Annotated in this window: 12 protein-coding genes; 3 read left to right on the forward strand and 9 right to left on the reverse strand. The window is 62.7% G+C overall.

Annotated elements, in window-relative coordinates; translation table 11 throughout:
- Positions 1 to 110: 110 nt before the first annotated feature.
- Positions 111 to 998, forward strand: a complete 888-nt coding sequence (locus ABJ363_13705; protein ID MEP4380053.1) for an NAD(P)-dependent oxidoreductase — start codon at positions 111 to 113, stop codon at positions 996 to 998.
- A 39-nt stretch (positions 999 to 1,037) separates the two neighbouring features.
- Here the strand turns inward: ABJ363_13705 and ABJ363_13710 are convergent, their stop codons facing one another.
- Positions 1,038 to 1,535, reverse strand: a complete 498-nt coding sequence (locus ABJ363_13710) for an OsmC family protein (protein MEP4380054.1) — start codon at positions 1,533 to 1,535, stop codon at positions 1,038 to 1,040.
- A gap of 103 nt (positions 1,536 to 1,638) precedes the next feature.
- Here ABJ363_13710 and ABJ363_13715 point away from each other — a divergent pair, with 103 nt between their 5' ends.
- Positions 1,639 to 2,436: an enoyl-CoA hydratase/isomerase family protein gene (locus ABJ363_13715; protein MEP4380055.1), complete on the forward strand. Its 798-nt coding sequence runs from the start codon at positions 1,639 to 1,641 to the stop codon at positions 2,434 to 2,436.
- Between the two features lie 2 nt (positions 2,437 to 2,438).
- On the opposite strand, the gene ABJ363_13720 is transcribed toward ABJ363_13715, so the two are convergent.
- The 5 genes from ABJ363_13720 to ABJ363_13740 form a co-directional block, all read right to left on the reverse strand.
- The gene (locus tag ABJ363_13720) at positions 2,439 to 3,056 is read right to left on the reverse strand and encodes a methyltransferase domain-containing protein (protein ID MEP4380056.1); all 618 of its coding nucleotides are present in this window, start codon (positions 3,054 to 3,056) and stop codon (positions 2,439 to 2,441) included.
- On the reverse strand, positions 3,053 to 3,904 hold the full coding sequence (locus tag ABJ363_13725; protein ID MEP4380057.1) for a 4Fe-4S dicluster domain-containing protein: 852 nt from the start codon (positions 3,902 to 3,904) through the stop codon (positions 3,053 to 3,055). The genes ABJ363_13720 and ABJ363_13725 overlap by 4 nt, the downstream gene beginning before the upstream one ends.
- The gene (locus ABJ363_13730; protein ID MEP4380058.1) at positions 3,901 to 6,891 is read right to left on the reverse strand and encodes a molybdopterin-dependent oxidoreductase; all 2,991 of its coding nucleotides are present in this window, start codon (positions 6,889 to 6,891) and stop codon (positions 3,901 to 3,903) included. The genes ABJ363_13725 and ABJ363_13730 overlap by 4 nt, the downstream gene beginning before the upstream one ends.
- Positions 6,892 to 6,921: 30 nt before the next feature.
- The gene (locus tag ABJ363_13735; protein ID MEP4380059.1) at positions 6,922 to 7,725 is read right to left on the reverse strand and encodes an SDR family oxidoreductase; all 804 of its coding nucleotides are present in this window, start codon (positions 7,723 to 7,725) and stop codon (positions 6,922 to 6,924) included.
- 66 nt (positions 7,726 to 7,791) lie between these two features.
- The gene (locus ABJ363_13740) at positions 7,792 to 9,396 is read right to left on the reverse strand and encodes an alkaline phosphatase family protein (GenBank protein MEP4380060.1); all 1,605 of its coding nucleotides are present in this window, start codon (positions 9,394 to 9,396) and stop codon (positions 7,792 to 7,794) included.
- A 119-nt stretch (positions 9,397 to 9,515) separates the two neighbouring features.
- Between ABJ363_13740 and ABJ363_13745 the strand changes: the two genes are divergently transcribed.
- Positions 9,516 to 10,316 carry a helix-turn-helix domain-containing protein gene (locus ABJ363_13745; protein MEP4380061.1) on the forward strand — a complete coding sequence of 267 codons (801 nt, stop codon included), beginning with the start codon at positions 9,516 to 9,518 and terminating at the stop codon, positions 10,314 to 10,316.
- 64 nt (positions 10,317 to 10,380) lie between these two features.
- Here ABJ363_13745 and ABJ363_13750 read toward each other — a convergent pair whose 3' ends face one another.
- The 3 genes from ABJ363_13750 to ABJ363_13760 are packed head-to-tail and all read right to left on the reverse strand — an operon-like array spanning position 10,381 to position 15,671.
- Entirely contained in the window at positions 10,381 to 11,772 is a 1,392-nt protein-coding gene (locus tag ABJ363_13750; GenBank protein ID MEP4380062.1) for an HlyD family type I secretion periplasmic adaptor subunit, read from the reverse strand.
- A gap of 21 nt (positions 11,773 to 11,793) precedes the next feature.
- The gene (locus ABJ363_13755; protein ID MEP4380063.1) at positions 11,794 to 13,959 is read right to left on the reverse strand and encodes a peptidase domain-containing ABC transporter; all 2,166 of its coding nucleotides are present in this window, start codon (positions 13,957 to 13,959) and stop codon (positions 11,794 to 11,796) included.
- A complete protein-coding gene (locus ABJ363_13760) occupies positions 13,956 to 15,671 on the reverse strand; it encodes an ABC transporter transmembrane domain-containing protein (GenBank protein ID MEP4380064.1) in 1,716 nt (571 codons plus the stop codon). The genes ABJ363_13755 and ABJ363_13760 overlap by 4 nt, the downstream gene beginning before the upstream one ends.
- Between the last annotated feature and the right edge of the window lie 37 nt (positions 15,672 to 15,708).

The following is a 15,708-nucleotide window of genomic DNA, read 5'->3' on the forward strand; positions in this document are numbered from 1 at the left end:
ACCCCCGGCGTCGCGTTCGTCGCCCTCGCGCGGACCAAGGATGATGATATAACCCGCCGCAGCAAATCCACCGGCGCCACGCCGGACACGCAACGGGGAGTTTTTGTTCCATGTCGAAACGCATCGGCCTGATCGGCCTCGGTATCATGGGGTCCGCCATCTCGGGCAATTTTCTGAAATCCGGCTACACGGTGACGGGGTTCGATCTCGATCCCGCGCGTTGTGACGAACTGACCGGCAAGGGCGGGACGGTCGCGGCATCACCCGCCGCGGTTGCCCAGGCGTCGGATATCGTCATCACGTCGCTGCCGACGACACGCGCCCTTGACGCGGTATGCGCCGGCGAAAACGGGATCGCATCCGCCGGCAACAAAGACGTCATCGTCATGGAATGCTCGACCTTCCCGATCGAAGACAAGCAGCGCAATCATGATGCGCTCGCCGACGCCGGCGTGACCATGCTGGACGCGCCCCTTTCGGGCACCGGCGCACAAGCGCGCGAGAAGGACCTCGCGGTCTATCTGAGCGGCGACGAAGCGGCGGCGAATATCTGCGCCGAGGTCATCGAGGGTTTCGCGCGCGCCCATTATTACGTTGGTGCGTTCGGCAACGGCAGCCGGATGAAATATGTCGCCAACCATCTGGTGGCGATCCACAACATTGCCGCCGCCGAAGCGCTGGTCATGGGCATGAAGGGCGGGCTCGACCCGCAGATGATCTACGACGTGATCTGCGACAGCGCGGGAAACTCGCGCATGTTCGAGGTGCGCGGCCCGATGATGGTGGCCGACGATTACACCGATGCAACGATGAAGATCTCCGTCTGGCAGAAGGACATGTCCGTCATCGGCGCCTTCGCGAAATCGCTCGACTGTCCGACGCCGCTGTTCACCACCTGCTCCGACATCTATGTCGCGGGCATGGCCCAGGGCCGCGCGGAAGAAGACACCGCCGCCGTCTGCGCCGTGCTGGGCGAGATGGCGCGCCTGAAACGCTAGGGTCTGGCCGGGCCAAACGCCCGGCCGAACCCCACTGCGCTACATCGGCTCAACGACCCACTCGATGTGAAGGTCGACACCGGCGTCCCGGATCAGGTTGCTGACCGGACAGCGCTGCTCGACATTTGCCTTCAGCTTCTCGACCCGCTCGGCGGTCTCGTTGGTGCGGAATGTCTTGGTGACGGTGACTTTCTCGAAGTAGGGCCGAACCCCCTTCACCCCGCGCGACCCGCGCACATCGATCTCGGCGTCACACACATAGTCCACATCGCCATACTCGAACTCCAGAAGTTCGGCGACCATATGGGTGATGGCGGCATCGCAGCCGCACAACCCGCCCATAACCGATTCAACCGGCGTCGGTCCCATGTTGGTGCCACCGCGCTCGGTCGGTTCATCGATGACAAACCCGGGGGTATCACGCACCGAGACGACCGTACGCGCACCACCGGCTGGATTCTGACAGACCACGTTCCGGTAGCTGACGATCTTCTTGTTCGGATCGACTGACGGTTCGAGAAGATTGGAATCACTCATCGTACGCTCCATTCTGAAATTGGGTGCCGGCCACATTCGACGCGGACATGGCATAATATCGGCTCTTCGCGCTCATACCATACAAAGACAGCGGAAACGTCCCATGGCCTACACCGAACTCCTGCTCGACGTGCATGACGGCGTCGCGACACTCACATTCAACAGGCCCAAGGCGCGCAACGCGCTGGGCGGTGCGCTGCGGGACGAATTCGCCGACGCAGTCCTGCAGCTCGGCGAACGCGCCGGGAAAGACATTTCCGCCGTCGTCCTGACAGGGACCGGGAAAGCATTCTGCGCCGGGGGCGATCTCCGTGTTCTGCAGGAAATGTCGGCAAAGGGCCCCGACGCGATGCGGGCACGGATGCAGGAATCCCATGTCACGCTCGAACGCTGGCTCGATTTGCCTGTCCCGACCATCGCCGCGGTCAACGGGGCTGCGGCCGGTGCGGGGTTTTCTCTCGCGATCGCCTGCGACTTCGTGTTCGCGGCCGAGAATGCACGCTTCATCATGTCGTTCGGCCGGATCGGCATGGTGCCCGACTGGGGCGCCATGTATCTGCTGCCGCGCCTGGTCGGCCTGCAGCGCGCCAAGGACCTCGTACTCACGGCCCGGGAACTCAGCGCCGAGGATGCGCGGGCATTCGGGCTGGTGCTGGAGGTTCTCGCGGGGGACGAACTGCTCGCGCATGCCCAATCCTATGCCGCGAAATTCGCCAACGCCTCACCGGTCGCCATCGGCATTGCCAAGCGCGTGATGGGGGCGGCCTTCGAATCCGACCGCACAACCGCGCTGGCCGCCGAGGCCGATGCGCAGGCCGAAGCCAATGCCAGCGCCGACCACAAGGCTGCCGTCAAACGGTTCCTGGCCAAGGAGCCGGCGCTGTTCGACTGGAAGGAATAGCGTCAGGTAGCGGACACACGCGCCACAATGTGAAACACATGCCAGTGTTTCGTCTCGCCGCGCGGGGTGGTGGAATCGTCTTCTTCCTCGACGAAGTGCTCGATGTCGAAACCTGCGAGCAAGGCTTCGACTTGCACGCGGGTGTGGAAGGTCATGCCGTCTCGCCCCACCCAGCTGTCCCGATCACCATAAAGTTGCCCGGCGAAGCGCCCGCCCGGGCGCAACGACGACGCGATCCGCTGCCACACACGCGCGAAATCCGTCGGCGTGCACAATGGCAGCGCGAAGCTGCTGTTCACCAGATCACATTCCGACCAGGCCGCATCCTCGAACCGGGCGACCATGCGGGACAGATCGGCATCGGGCGGCAGGTCCGGTCGTGCCTTGAGGGCGTCGATGGCGTCCGTCTCGGCATCGATCGCCAGCACCCGCCAACCCCGGCGCAGCATTTCAATCGCGTCCCGTCCCGAACCCGCCCCGAGATCGACGGCAAACCGCGTCGCATCCGCCGGCGCCGCATCGAACCGGTCGAGCGCAAACATCAATGTCTCGCGCGGCGGGCGGCCGCCGGTCTTGGCGTAATAGGCGGCCCAATCGCGGTCTTTGGGTTGCGCGCTCACCCGCCCAGACGAATTTCGCCCAGATTGACGCTTACCCCCAACGTCACGTCACGCTGTTTGGCAGCGTGGTCATCAACAGAAACCTCGATCACATAGCCGCCGCTGTCGGGATCCAGGCGGTCGAACTTGAAATCGCCATAACCGTCAGTCGCGGTTTCCGCGACCGGCTGCCCGTCTTGCGACAACACTACCCGTGCACCCTCAACGCAATCGACGACGCCGTCGCGTTCCGCCGAGACGGTCCCGCCGATGAAGCATTTCGCGTAGCGCCAGAGATTCTTGTAATGCACCCGTGGTTTGGTCTCGAGATCGGGCCGGAGCGGCTCAAGGCCTTCTTCCTGCGTAACCTTTTCCATCGCGCCATCGTCAACCTTGAGCGAACGCAATGCCCCGGTCGGGCAGACATCGACACAACGCGGTTCGCTCCAGCCCACGTCCAGCAGGTGGGCATCGAAGATCCAGTGCTGGGGAATTTCCAGCTCTTCGTTCCAGAAGATCGCGCCATAAGGACAGGCCTCGACGATCTGTTTCTGTCCCTTCGATTTGTCCGGATCGATCACGACGATGCCATCAGCGCGCTTCTTGATCGCGCCGTCTTCCGCCGCCGCGATGCAGGGGGCATCGTCGCAGTGCTGACACATGGTCGGCAGATAGGCCACATCGGTCATGGTCCCCTGCCCGCGCTCACGCCGCTTGATATCGATCCAGCGATGGCCGTGCTTGGGCATCTCCGCCGTGTAGCCGGCGAAGCTGTTACCCACATGTTCGTCCTGCACCGCCAGGGTGCAGTTGTTGCAATTCGTGCAATTGGCAACGTCGACGATCAGGTTCCATTTGGGCTGGCTCATGCCGCACCTCCCACACTCAGGGGTTCGATCCGCTCATATTCGACGACCCCGTCCCAGGGTGCGATCTCGACCATGGCCGTGCTGTTGGCCATCGAGTGGGAGTTCTTGATCTGCGAACGCTGCGGCGACAAAAGGTTGAGGCACCCGCCACGATCAACGGACCGGCCGGGCTCTCCCATCGGGTCATACACGGCGGCGGATTCATATCCGTGGGCGACGCCGGGCTGCAGGCGTTCGGTCAGGAGTGCCGCGCAAAGGACCGCACCGCGATCATTGAAGACCTTCACCAGATCACCGGCGGAGATGCCGCGCGCCGCCGCATCCTCCGGGTTGAGACGAAGCACCCAGTAATAGTGACCGTCGATCAGCACCCGGTGATCGGGAATGTCATTCAGAAAGCTGTCCTTGCCATCGCCATGGCTATGGAAACTGAACCGCGAGTGTGGCGTGAGCAGCTGCAGCGGGTAACGATCACCCAGTCCGTCGGCGTTCGGCCCCTCCCAGGCAGGTTGATACTTCACGATCGGGGGGCGTTCGGCATCGTCCGGTGCAAACCGTTTCAGGCTCGAACTTTCAAACTCGAACAGCCCCGACTGGGTCTGCAGCCCCTCGAGAAACTGCTCGGTATAGTCCCCCGGCAGCGGCATCGCCTCGGGGATATTCTTCTTCTCACCCTCGGCGAACCAGCGATAGGCGGTCGGCGCGCGCAATTCGGGCGCCTCGGGCGGGACCACGAAATAGCCACGCTCGATGAATTTCTTCCAGGAGATATGCTGCGGCAGGTCGGAGGCATCGAACATCCGCTTGACCCAGTCGATGTCGCGCATGCCCTCGGTGTAATAGGCGCCGAGGCCGAGCCGGCAGGCGAGCCGTGAGAAAATCTCATAATCGGACTTCGATTCTCCGATCGGCTCGATGCACTTGGCCTGGAATGTGATGATCCGGTTGTTGGTCTGGGAGTGGAAATGCGCGCCGTATCCGCCAGCGTTGGCCCACTCGCCGATATCGTAGCGCTCCATGCTCGTGCAGGCCGGCAGAATCACGTCGGCGAAACGGGTATCGCCCTCTTCCCAGATCGCCTGGCTGACCACGAACTCCAGATTGGGTGACCGGTACATCTCCACGAACCGGTTGGAATCGCTCAAGGTGCCCAGGACCGCCGTGCCGTAGCGGTAGAGCATATGTACCGGCGAATGGCCCTGTTTGGGGTAGCTGATCTTGGTGAACTGACCCTCCATGGAAAGCGCATCCCACAGGAAGCCTTCCGCATGGCCATCGATGATCGCGTCGGGCAGGCGCAGGCGCGGAATTTTCTGGGTGGACGGGTTCATGGTCGGCAGCTGCGGCATGCGCTGATAGAGCGCGCCGGCCATCGCCGTGTTGTTCAGATCGCCCGAGATGCCACCCTCGGCGTAGCCGGGGAAATAGAAACTGAAGTCATGCGGCACGCCGAGCTGCAAATTGCTGACATTGATCCCCGGCTTCCCCAGCCCCTGCATCCCCATGAGACACACCAACGTGCGGGTCCATTGTGTCCCCGTCGCGTTACGCGCCGCACCACCGAACGCGTTGCCCATGCTGCCGGCCGCCAGGTAGGTGCGCCTGGACGCCCATTTGCGCGCCAGCGCGCGCACATCCTTGGCCGGCACCCCGGTCTCGGCCTCCTGCCATTCCGGGCTCTTCGCGACCCCATCCTCGGCCCCGAGGATATAATCGCGCCAGGCCTCGAAGCCCTTGGTCCGGGTCGCGACATAGTCCTTGTCGTAGGTGTCTTCCGTAATCCAGACATGGGCGATGGCCAGCGCCAGCGCCGGCGAGGTGGTCGGCTTCGGCGCGATCCACTTGCCACCCAGAAACTGTGCGGTGTCGTTGTAGTAGGGATCGATATGGACGATATCGATGTCGATATCGCGCAGCCACTGGCGCCGGATCGTGCCCTCCTGGCCACCGTAAACACCGTTGGTGGCCTCCGGGTTGCTCGACCAGAAGACGATCATCTCGGCATTCTCGAGGCAATCCTCGATGGTGCCGAAGGGCTCGCCGCCACCGACCCGCAAGCTGCCGCCCCAATGATGCATGGCGCCCCAGTACCAGCCTTCCCAGCTGTCCGGATTGTGATGCACATCGGTCGTGCCGATGGCATTCATGAAGCGCAGCTTGGCGCTCAGATAGTAGCCGATGTTGCCCCAGTTGTGATGCGAGCCGTTGCTCGATGCGATGGCCCCCGTGCCATGCTCGCGTTTCATCCGCTTGATCTCGCCCGCGACGATGTCGAGCGCCTCGTCCCAGCTGATGCGCTCGTAACCCGACACGCCCCGATTCTGGATATTGCGTTCGCCGTTCGGGTCGAAATCGACCCGCTTCATCGGATAGTGAATCCGGTTGGGCGCGTTGACCATCGCCTTCCAGTTCATCGCATGGGGAGACAGCATGCCCTTGCGTGGTGGCGTGAACTCTTTACCGCGCGCCTTGATCGTCCAGGTGTCCGCATCCTGGGCATCGAAGGCGACCGGCGTGGTCCGCAGAATTGCGCCGTCGCGGACATAGACAAACAGCGGCCCACCATTGGTCATGGTGCAGAACCGCGTGGTCCCGTCTTTCATCTTGCGGCCGAAACGCCAGCCTGCCGAGAGGGCGGCCATCACAGTTTGCGCGAACCACAGCGCGTCGTCATCGGGCCCCTCGAGGCGCACCAGGAAATTCTTCAGGGCATCGATCTGTTCGAGCTGATCGATCGGCGGCATCAACAGCTTGGCGCCGATCCTGGCGGTCTTGAATACAAGAGACACCGTCGGCGCATCATGCAGTCCCGCGCCCGAGCGCACGCGGCCATTTTCAAATATGATGTAGCGGCCGGATTTGCCATCCTCGCTGCGTATCTGGACGACGAGATTGCGTTCAAGCAAACGGGCGCGAAACGCCGGATAGCGCCATCGGGATACCCGGAACATCCACGACAGGCCCCATAGAATGATCTTGAACAGCATGCGTCTTCCCCAAACCGTCTGCCGGCGGAATTATTCGGCGGTGTAACCGCCGTCGATGTATAGCGTGTGTCCAGTCACATAGTCGGAGGCCGGCGACAGCAGGTAAACCAGACCGCCCATCAGGTCATCCGTCTCCGACAGCCGACCGACAGGAACACGCTCCAACATGGCTTCACGGGTGGCCTTGCCGGGGTCCTCATCCGAGAACATCCACTCCGAAAGCGGCGAACGGAAGACCGTCGGTCCGATCGCATTGATATTGGCATTCTTGCCACCCCACTCGCACGCCAGCGCGCGGACCATGCCGTCGAGCCCCGCCTTGGAGGCGCAATAGCCGGTATACCCGGTGGGTAACCCGTGACGGCCACGCGTGGACGACACGACAACAACCTTCGAGCGCCCTCGGTCCGCCGGCTGTTTGGCAAACTGCCGGCCCGCCGCCTGGCACGCCAGCCAGTAGCCGTCCAGATTGGCGGACATTACCTTGCGCCAACTCTCATAGGATTGTTCTTCGATATACCCAACATCGTTCATGCCGGTGGCGACGAACATCAGATCGAGCGCGCCGTAGGCTTCGACCGCGGCGGCCACCATATTGGCTGCATTCTCTTCGGTATCCGGTAACCCGGTCGCGGTGGCGACCCTGGTGCCGATCGCGCGCAGCTCCTCGGCCTTGGCCTCGACCTTGTCGGGATTGAGGTCTGCGATCGTGATATCGCAACCCATCTGCGCCAACGCCACCGCGGCCGCGCCGCCGAAGGCGCCGGTTGCGCCCATTACCAGCGCGGACTTCCCCGAAATGTCGAACATGGAAAGTGGTGAAGGTTGAGCCAAGATACGGTCCCCCGGGTTGGTCGTTGTCGCTTGTCGACGACCAGACTAGCCGGTTTTATCGCCGGCTCACCAGTGACCAATGAGAATACCCGACTTTCCTGCGCGCACCTTGAATTCCCGCACGAAGGATTCGGGTGCCGTGACCCGATACTTCAACCCGCTCTGCCAGTCGGCGAGCCGGCGGTGCAGCCGGGTACGCTCTGCCTCATAAGTCGGATCAGCGCCCAGATCCTGCAATTCATCCGGGTCAGATTCGAGGTCAAACAATTGTGCCCGGTAACCTTCAAAGGCGATGTACTTCCAGCGGCCCTCGCGCACCATGAAGGTACGGCACTGATCGGACGGTCGTTCCAGCGGGTCACGCACGTCCGAATAGAAAGCATAGTCGAGCTCGCTGAAGACCGCGTCACGCCAATCGTCCGGGTCCTCACCGCGCAGCAACGGCAGGAGCGAACGACCCTCGACGATATTGTCAGGCACCTCGAGCCCGGCGGCATCAAGGATTGTCGGGACCACGTCTATCGCCTCGGCAAATCGGTTGTCCACCGAACCGCGTGTACGGTCCGCCGCGGCGTCGGGATCATAGACAATGAGCGGAATGCGCGAAGACTGCTCGTGATACATCTCCTTCTCGCCCATCCAATGATCACCGAGATAGTCGCCGTGATCGCTGGTGAAGACGATCATCGTGTCGTCGAACCGCCCGGCCTTATCGAGCGCCTCGAACACGCGGCCAAGATGGGTATCGATTTGCGCAATCAACCCCATATAGGCAGGAATCACGGTCTCGCGCACTTCGTCGCGCTGAAATTCGCGACCTTCCTCGCGGGCCATGAAGGCCTGAATCACTTCATGATCCGTGTCGCGTTCCTCGGCCGAACGCACCGCCGGCAGGATGTCATCGACGCCATAGAGATTGTGATACGGCGACGAAACGATGTAGGGCCAGTGAGGCTTGATATAACTGAGATGCAGGCACCAGGGGTCGTCCCCCTGCTCTGCAATGAACGCAATGGCCCGGTCGGACATGTAGGCCGTCTCGCCGAACGCATCGGGCACGACTGCCGGCAGCCCGCAATTGCGCATGTTCCAGCCGCTCAGCACATTGCCGTCCGGGTCTGCGGCGGAGTTGGCAAAATCATGCCAGGGATTGTCGCTGTCGAACCCGTTCGCGCGTAAATAATTCGCGTAGTCGGATTCAATTCGCCCCGCGGCGGCCGGGTGGATGCCGTCGTCGCGCACCACATACTCAAATCCGCCTTTCATGAGACCGCGTCCGGCCGCGCTCTCCGGCTCGATGCCCAAACGGGCCATGCCCACCTTGTCTGCGGAGTGATGCGTTTTACCCGCCAACGCGACCTTCATATCGGACGGACGGAGCAGATCGCCAAGCATCATTTCCCCGACCGGCAACGGCACAAAGTTCCAGAATGCGCCATGGCTCGCCGCGTAGCGGCCCGTGTAGAAGGACATGCGTGACGGCCCACAGACGGGTGCTTGGACATAGCTTTTCGCGAACCGCACACCGCGCGTGGCCAGCGCATCGATATTCGGCGTTTTCAACGTCGGATGGCCCGCGCATGACAGATAATCGGCGCGCAGCTGATCGCACATGATGAACAAGACGTTCCGGACAGTTCCCACCGACACACCCACCGCTTCGAGCCACATTCACGTGAACTCTATGCAACCAATGTATGACGACACCTGACATTTCCGGAGGTTTTCGCGGAGTGAAACCTCCTGCTAGATTGCGCATCAGAATTATCCAAATTCCTCGGCGAGGTTAAATGGCAGGCCTGCAACCCATACGCGCGATCGAGCGCGGCATCTCCGTGATGCGCGCGCTCGAGGAACTGGGCACGGCCAGCCTGCATCAACTGCATGAATACACCGGGCTGCATCGCACCACGCTGCTGCGAATCCTGCTGACGCTGGAGCAACAGGAGCTGGTGCGGCGCGGGCTTGGCGACGGGCTGTATCGCAACACCTTCGGGCTGCGGCGCATGACCGGGACGCTGGACGAATTCGACCGGCTGGCCGAGATCGCCGGGCCTGTCCTGGGCCGCCTGTGCGAACGGGTCAAATGGCCGTCCGATCTCATGGTCCGGAACGGCAAGTTCATGGAGATCAAGGAAACCAGCCGGCGCCAGACGCCTTTTCTGGTCAACCGCGATGAGGTCGGGCATCAGGTCGGGTTCGCGGTCACGGCGGTCGGGCGCGCCTATCTCGCATTCTGTCCGCGCGCGGAGTATGACGAAATACTCGACGAACTCGCCAGGTCGGCCCATCCCGCAGACCAGCTCGCGCGCACACCGGAGAAGCTCGAACCCATCCTCGAACAGGTCCGCGCGCAAGGCTATGCGACCCGCGATGAGTTCTATATGGGCGGCAACTACGGCGAAGGTAAGTTCTTCGATGACGGCCTGAGTGCGATATCCATACCCGTTCTGGCGGGCGACCAGGTGCTCGGCTGCGTCAATCTCGTCTGGATGCGCCAGGCCGTGCCGGCGGACGCCTTCGTGGCCGACCATCTCGCGGATTTGCGCGCCGCCGCCGATGAGATCGTCGCGGCCTACGATGCCGGCTAGGCGCCGGCGCTAGTTCCGGTGGTGCAATGCCAACGAAAGGCTCTGGCGTGTCTTTCAGCAGCTGTCATCGTTCGGCAAACGCATAACGCAAGGATGCCGAAACCGGGCGCACCAAAAACTCCAGAAGAGAACGGGATCCCGTGTTGATATTCGCTTCGACGGTCATGCCCGGCAGGACCCTGCGGCGGTCGATACTCGGTCCGAGTTCGTTCTCGGCGAGCACAACGCGCGCCTCGTAATAGATGCGTCCCTCATCGTCAGCGAAGCTGGTGGCAGACACCCGTTCCAGCTGGCCGGACAGGGTCCCGTAGCGCGAGACATCGAACCCGCTGACGGCGACATTGACGAGCTGACCCCGCCGCAGGTAGCCCACATCGCGCGGGTCGACCCGCGCCTCGACCACAAGAGTCTCGTCCCCCGGGACGATATCCATGAGTGTCTGACCCGCGGAGATCACGGCGCCCGGCCCGGAGAGCGACAAGGCATTCACCGTCCCGGAAACCGGTGCCAGGACATTCAAACGGGCGAAACGGTCGCGATATCTGGCCAGCGATTCGCGTAGTTCCGTGAGTTCCGAAGACACGGTTTCGAGTTCCTGCGCCCGGTCATTGCGCCAGTTGATCGCGTGCTCAAGGATCTGGTTGCGTGCCTCCACCACGGCGCTCTCGGCAAGGCGCAGACTGCTTCGTACCTCTCCGAGGCGCCCCCGCAGACGCGCAAACTCGCGCTGGATTTCAAGCATGGAGATTCGGGAGCCCACTCCCTTGTTGAAGAGGTCCTCCCGGATTTTCCGCTGATCGTCCATGTATGTGATCTGCTCGGTCAGGCTGGAAATCTGTACGCGCAGGGCCTCAACCTCCAACTCGCTCTGCCGCAGACGATCACGAAGAACGGTCTGCTCGGCGACGTAGCTTTGCCGGGCCGATTCGAGCAGCCGGCGCTGGTCTTCGGCCAGTTCCAGATTGTCGACCGCAATCGAATCGAACTGTTCGGACCCGCCGTTAATCTCCGCGCGCAGCCGCATCGCCTTCGCCCGCAGGTGAATGTACCGGGACTCGAGCTGCTCGAGATCAGCGCCGCTCGCCGCACTGTCGAGGCGAACCAGAATATCGCCGGCGGCCACCGCATCCCCGTTCCGCACTAGCAGCTCCTGGGCAATTCCACCCTCAAGATGCTGGACGCTGCGGATCGCGCCTGACGGCATGATCGTTCCCGCGGTGCGCGCCGCCGTCGTCACCGGTGTGACCGACGCCCACCCCACCGCGCCCGCAAGCAACAGGGCTACGACGGCGATAAAGGCCAGGAGAATGCGGGGTGGGCCGGCTTCCTCGAGACGCACGGAGTGCGAGAGATAACGAAACTGGACCCGCGGCGTACCGCGCGCGTCCGATACCGGCGCCAGCAAGCTGCCGTTCGACGGGCGCGTGCCATGCGGTGTCATTTCCGATCTGGTCATGATGGATCCGTCCTTTGCTTTCTAGAGAACATGGCCGGTCAGCCGCGGCACGGTATCTTCCGGAACACCGTCCCCGACGATTTCGCCGTTCACCATTGCCACGACGCGGTCGGCCAGCATCATGTGGCTGGGCCGATGGGTGACCATGAGCACGGTGCGGGTTCCGCGAAGAGCATTTATGGCCGCACAGAACTTGCGGTCCCCGTCGACGTCGAGTGCGTTCGCGGCTTCGTCGAGCAGCAGAACAGAAGCAGGAGACAGGTAGGCACGCGCCAGCGCCAGGCGCTGGTGAAATCCGGCGGGCAGGCTCAGCGAACGGTTGTCTCCGATCCTGGTATCGAATCCGTCCGGTAGCGCATTGATATCATCCAGGAGGCCCGCAACATCGCACGCTTCCGATAATTCCGAATCGCTGGCCGACAGATTTCCGAACCTGAGGTTCTGGGCAATTGTTCCGTACAGGACCTGCGCCTGCTGCGGCACGAACGCGACCGCGCGGCGCAGCTCGACCGGGTCGAGCTGGCGGATGTCGATCCCGTCGAGGGTAATCGTTCCGCCCTGGGGTTCATAGAGACGCAGCGCCAGGCTCAGAAGCGACGACTTGCCGGAACCACTGGGCCCGGCGAGCGCCACGATCTCGCCTTTCCGTGCCGAGAAACTCACGCCAAGCAGGGCAGGCTCATGCTGCGGTAGGTATCGCAGGCTGACCCGGTGAAACGCGAGCGTGCCGGAGAATATCTTGCGTTCCCCGATCGCCTGATCGGGCGCGCGCTCGACCTTCAGTCGAAGCAATTCGTGGAACTGGCGGATACTGAGGACGACCTGTTCCAGCCGGGCGATAAGGTTGAAGCCCGTCTGGATTGGCGCCAGGACACGCCATGTGAGGGCCATCGTCGCGATCAGCGCGCCCATGGTCATCTCGCCCGTCGCGATCGCGCCAACACCCAGCGCGAGAACCCCGACGCCCCCGAAGACCATGATCATGTGCGAAATTGTCTGGACAACGCTCGTCAGGTAGTTGGCTCGGAATGCGGTCATCGCGGCATTCGCGGACTTCCTACGGAACCGCTCATACCAGGTGTCCTCGGCGCCCATCAGTTTGATGCTTCGCATCTGGCCCAACGTCTCGACCACGAATGCGTGCCGCTCCGCCCGCTCACTGCTCGCGGCCTTCACCCGGCGGCGCATCGCCGGGAACATCAAGAGACCCAGAATGCCGTAGATCACGATCAAGCCGAGCGGGATCAGGACAACCGGCCCGGCGATCAAACCGATGACCGTCAGGAAAACGATCACAAATGGGAGATCGAAGACGACCGTGACGAGTGGCCCGGTAAAGAAGTCCCGCAGGGATTCGAATTCTTTGATCAGCGCCAGTTGTTTGCCGACCGGCGCGCGTTCGATGAACGCATAGGGCAGGTGCAAAATCTGCGCGAATGCGCGGGTGCCGATCAGGAACTCCAGACGCGCGCTGAGGAAGGCCTGCCCGCGAGTCCGGATCGCCCGCAACAGGAACTCGACGCCCAGCGCAATCACGATGCCGATCGACAGGGAGGAGAGGAACATCCCCGAACGGCGGCCGATTACCTGATCGTAGATCACCATGATCGAGAGCGGCACCACCAGCGCCAGTATGTTGGTGATCATGCTGGCGACAAACATGAGCGCGAGAAGAGATTTGAAACGCCTGACGATCTCGGGGAACCAGGACATGCCGCCGGCCCCGCGCGAAGCTTCGCCCCGCCGGGCGGCGTCGAGCACATAGGCGCGCCCCCGCCAGTAGTGCGGGTTCAGGTCGTACTCGCCGCCGCGATCGGGATCGAAGACCCTGATCCGCTCGCCGACCCGTTCAATCAGGACATAAATTTCGCCACGGCTAGTCTCGTACAGGCAGGGAAACATCCGGCTGTCGAGCCGTTCGGCGGCAACGGACAGGCTCGTCGTCGGGAACCCCAGGAGCGCGAGAGTGTCCCGCAGATCGTCAATCGTCGGATCGCGGACGAAATGCGGCAGCGATTCAACCAGTTGATTGGGGTCACCTCGCCATTTCAGCGCTGACAGAATCGGGACGAGACAGGCAGCGATTCCGCGCAATGTCCGGTCCGCCTCGCCGCCGTAACGCAGGCTCTCGCGCAGCAGATCCGTCTGCGCCATGGCCTGGGGCAATGTTGCGAGAAACGCAGTCATGACGCGACGCCCGCCCGCATCCCGTGGGGCACGGGATCGATCACCAGGCCCGCATCCCCGGAACCAGCGTCTGGCCGCGGGCGAATCTGCCGGTTGCTGATTTCCAGCACCCGGTCGGCCATGCGCACGAGGGACGGCCGGTGCGTGACCATCACCATCGTCTTTGCCCCCTTCATCTCGGCGAAGAATCGCTGCAGGAGTTCGTCCGACTGAAGATCGAACGCGGAGTTCGCCTCGTCGAACAGGACAATCTTCGGGCCCGCTGCAAGCGCGCGAACAATAGCAATGCGCTGACGAACACCGGCCGCCAGGATGTCATTGCTCGAGTTGCCGAGCTTGGTGTCGAGCCCGTCGGGAAGACGTGCGAGGACCTTGTCGAGCTCCAGCGTACGAGCAATCTCCATCGCCGAATCGAGCCGGTCTTCACCGGCAAACATCGTCATGTTCTCCCGGATCGTTCCACGATACAGCGTTCCGCGCTGCGGCAGGTAGGCGATCTGCTGGCGTAGCACCCGGGGGTCGAGATCGGCGACCGAAACGCCGTCATATCGGATTTCGCCCGCCGTGGGCGTGAGCAGGCCCATGGCAAGCCAGAGAAAGGTGGACTTGCCGGAGCCGTTCTGCCCGACGACCGCGACGGTCTCACCCGTCTCGACCGAGACATCGAGGTTGCAGAAGAGGGCATCCCCGGTCCCGGGATAGACGAAGCCCACGTCGTGGCAGCTGAAACCGCCGCTGATCTCGGGAACCTCCAAGCCGCGGCCTTCAGATTCAGACGGCAGCTGCATGATCTCCTGCAGTCGGGATTCCGCCACCTTGATGTTCTGGAACTGCACCCAGACAGCGATCGCCCGGAGGATCGGCTGCACGGATCGGCCTGCCAGGAGCATGCACGCGGCAAGCATGCCAAGCGTCAGGCGCTCCTCGAGCACGAGCACGGCGCCCGCGCCCGCGACGGAGATCATCGTGAGGTTCGAGAAAAGTGCCCCATGTGCCTGTGCAAGCCCGGATTTGAGGATGACCTCGTGCACGGCCTCGGAGGAACTTCGCAGCAGCCGCTCGTAGCGTCGCATCATCAACTCTTCGAGCGCCAGCGCCTTGACCAGCTGCATGCCGCCGAGCACCTCGATGATGAAACTGTAACGCCGGTCATCGATATCCTGGCGCGCGGTCAGGGCTTTGCGCAGCTTGTGACCAAGCCCCAAGGCGAGCAAACCGACCACCAGAATGATGACCAGTGGTACAACAACGAGTTCGCCCCCGATGAAGGCAATCAGTGCCAGGAACAGTGCGACGAAGGGAAGGTCGATGAGGGCCAGCATCCCCTGCCCCGAATACAGATCCCGGAGCGTCTCGATCGCATTGAATCGCGCCAGCTGCGTGCCCGGAGGTTCGCGTTCGAACTCCAGGGAACTGGTCGAAAGCATGCGATCGACGATGCGGCAGCCCACCGCATGCTCGAAGCGTGCAGCTCCCCAACTCGTGATGTAGGCACGCGCCAGCCGGAGTGCGCCGTCGAGTATGACGACCGCGGCCAGCCCGGCGAGCAGGTAGATGAAGGTTTCCTGTCCGCCGTTGGGAATAACACGATCATAGGTCTGCAGGATCACGAGCGGCAGCGCGAGTGAAAGCAGGTTGATCACGACCGACGAGAGCAGAATGTCGATCCGACCGTATGCGCTGCGGCCGAGGGAGCGCAGCACGCGTGGCATCTGTCCCGGCGTCATCGATGTTGCAGTTTGGGTCAGT

The sequence above is a fragment of the Alphaproteobacteria bacterium genome (assembly GCA_039980135.1).
GTDB lineage: Bacteria > Pseudomonadota > Alphaproteobacteria > UBA6615 > UBA6615 > UBA8079.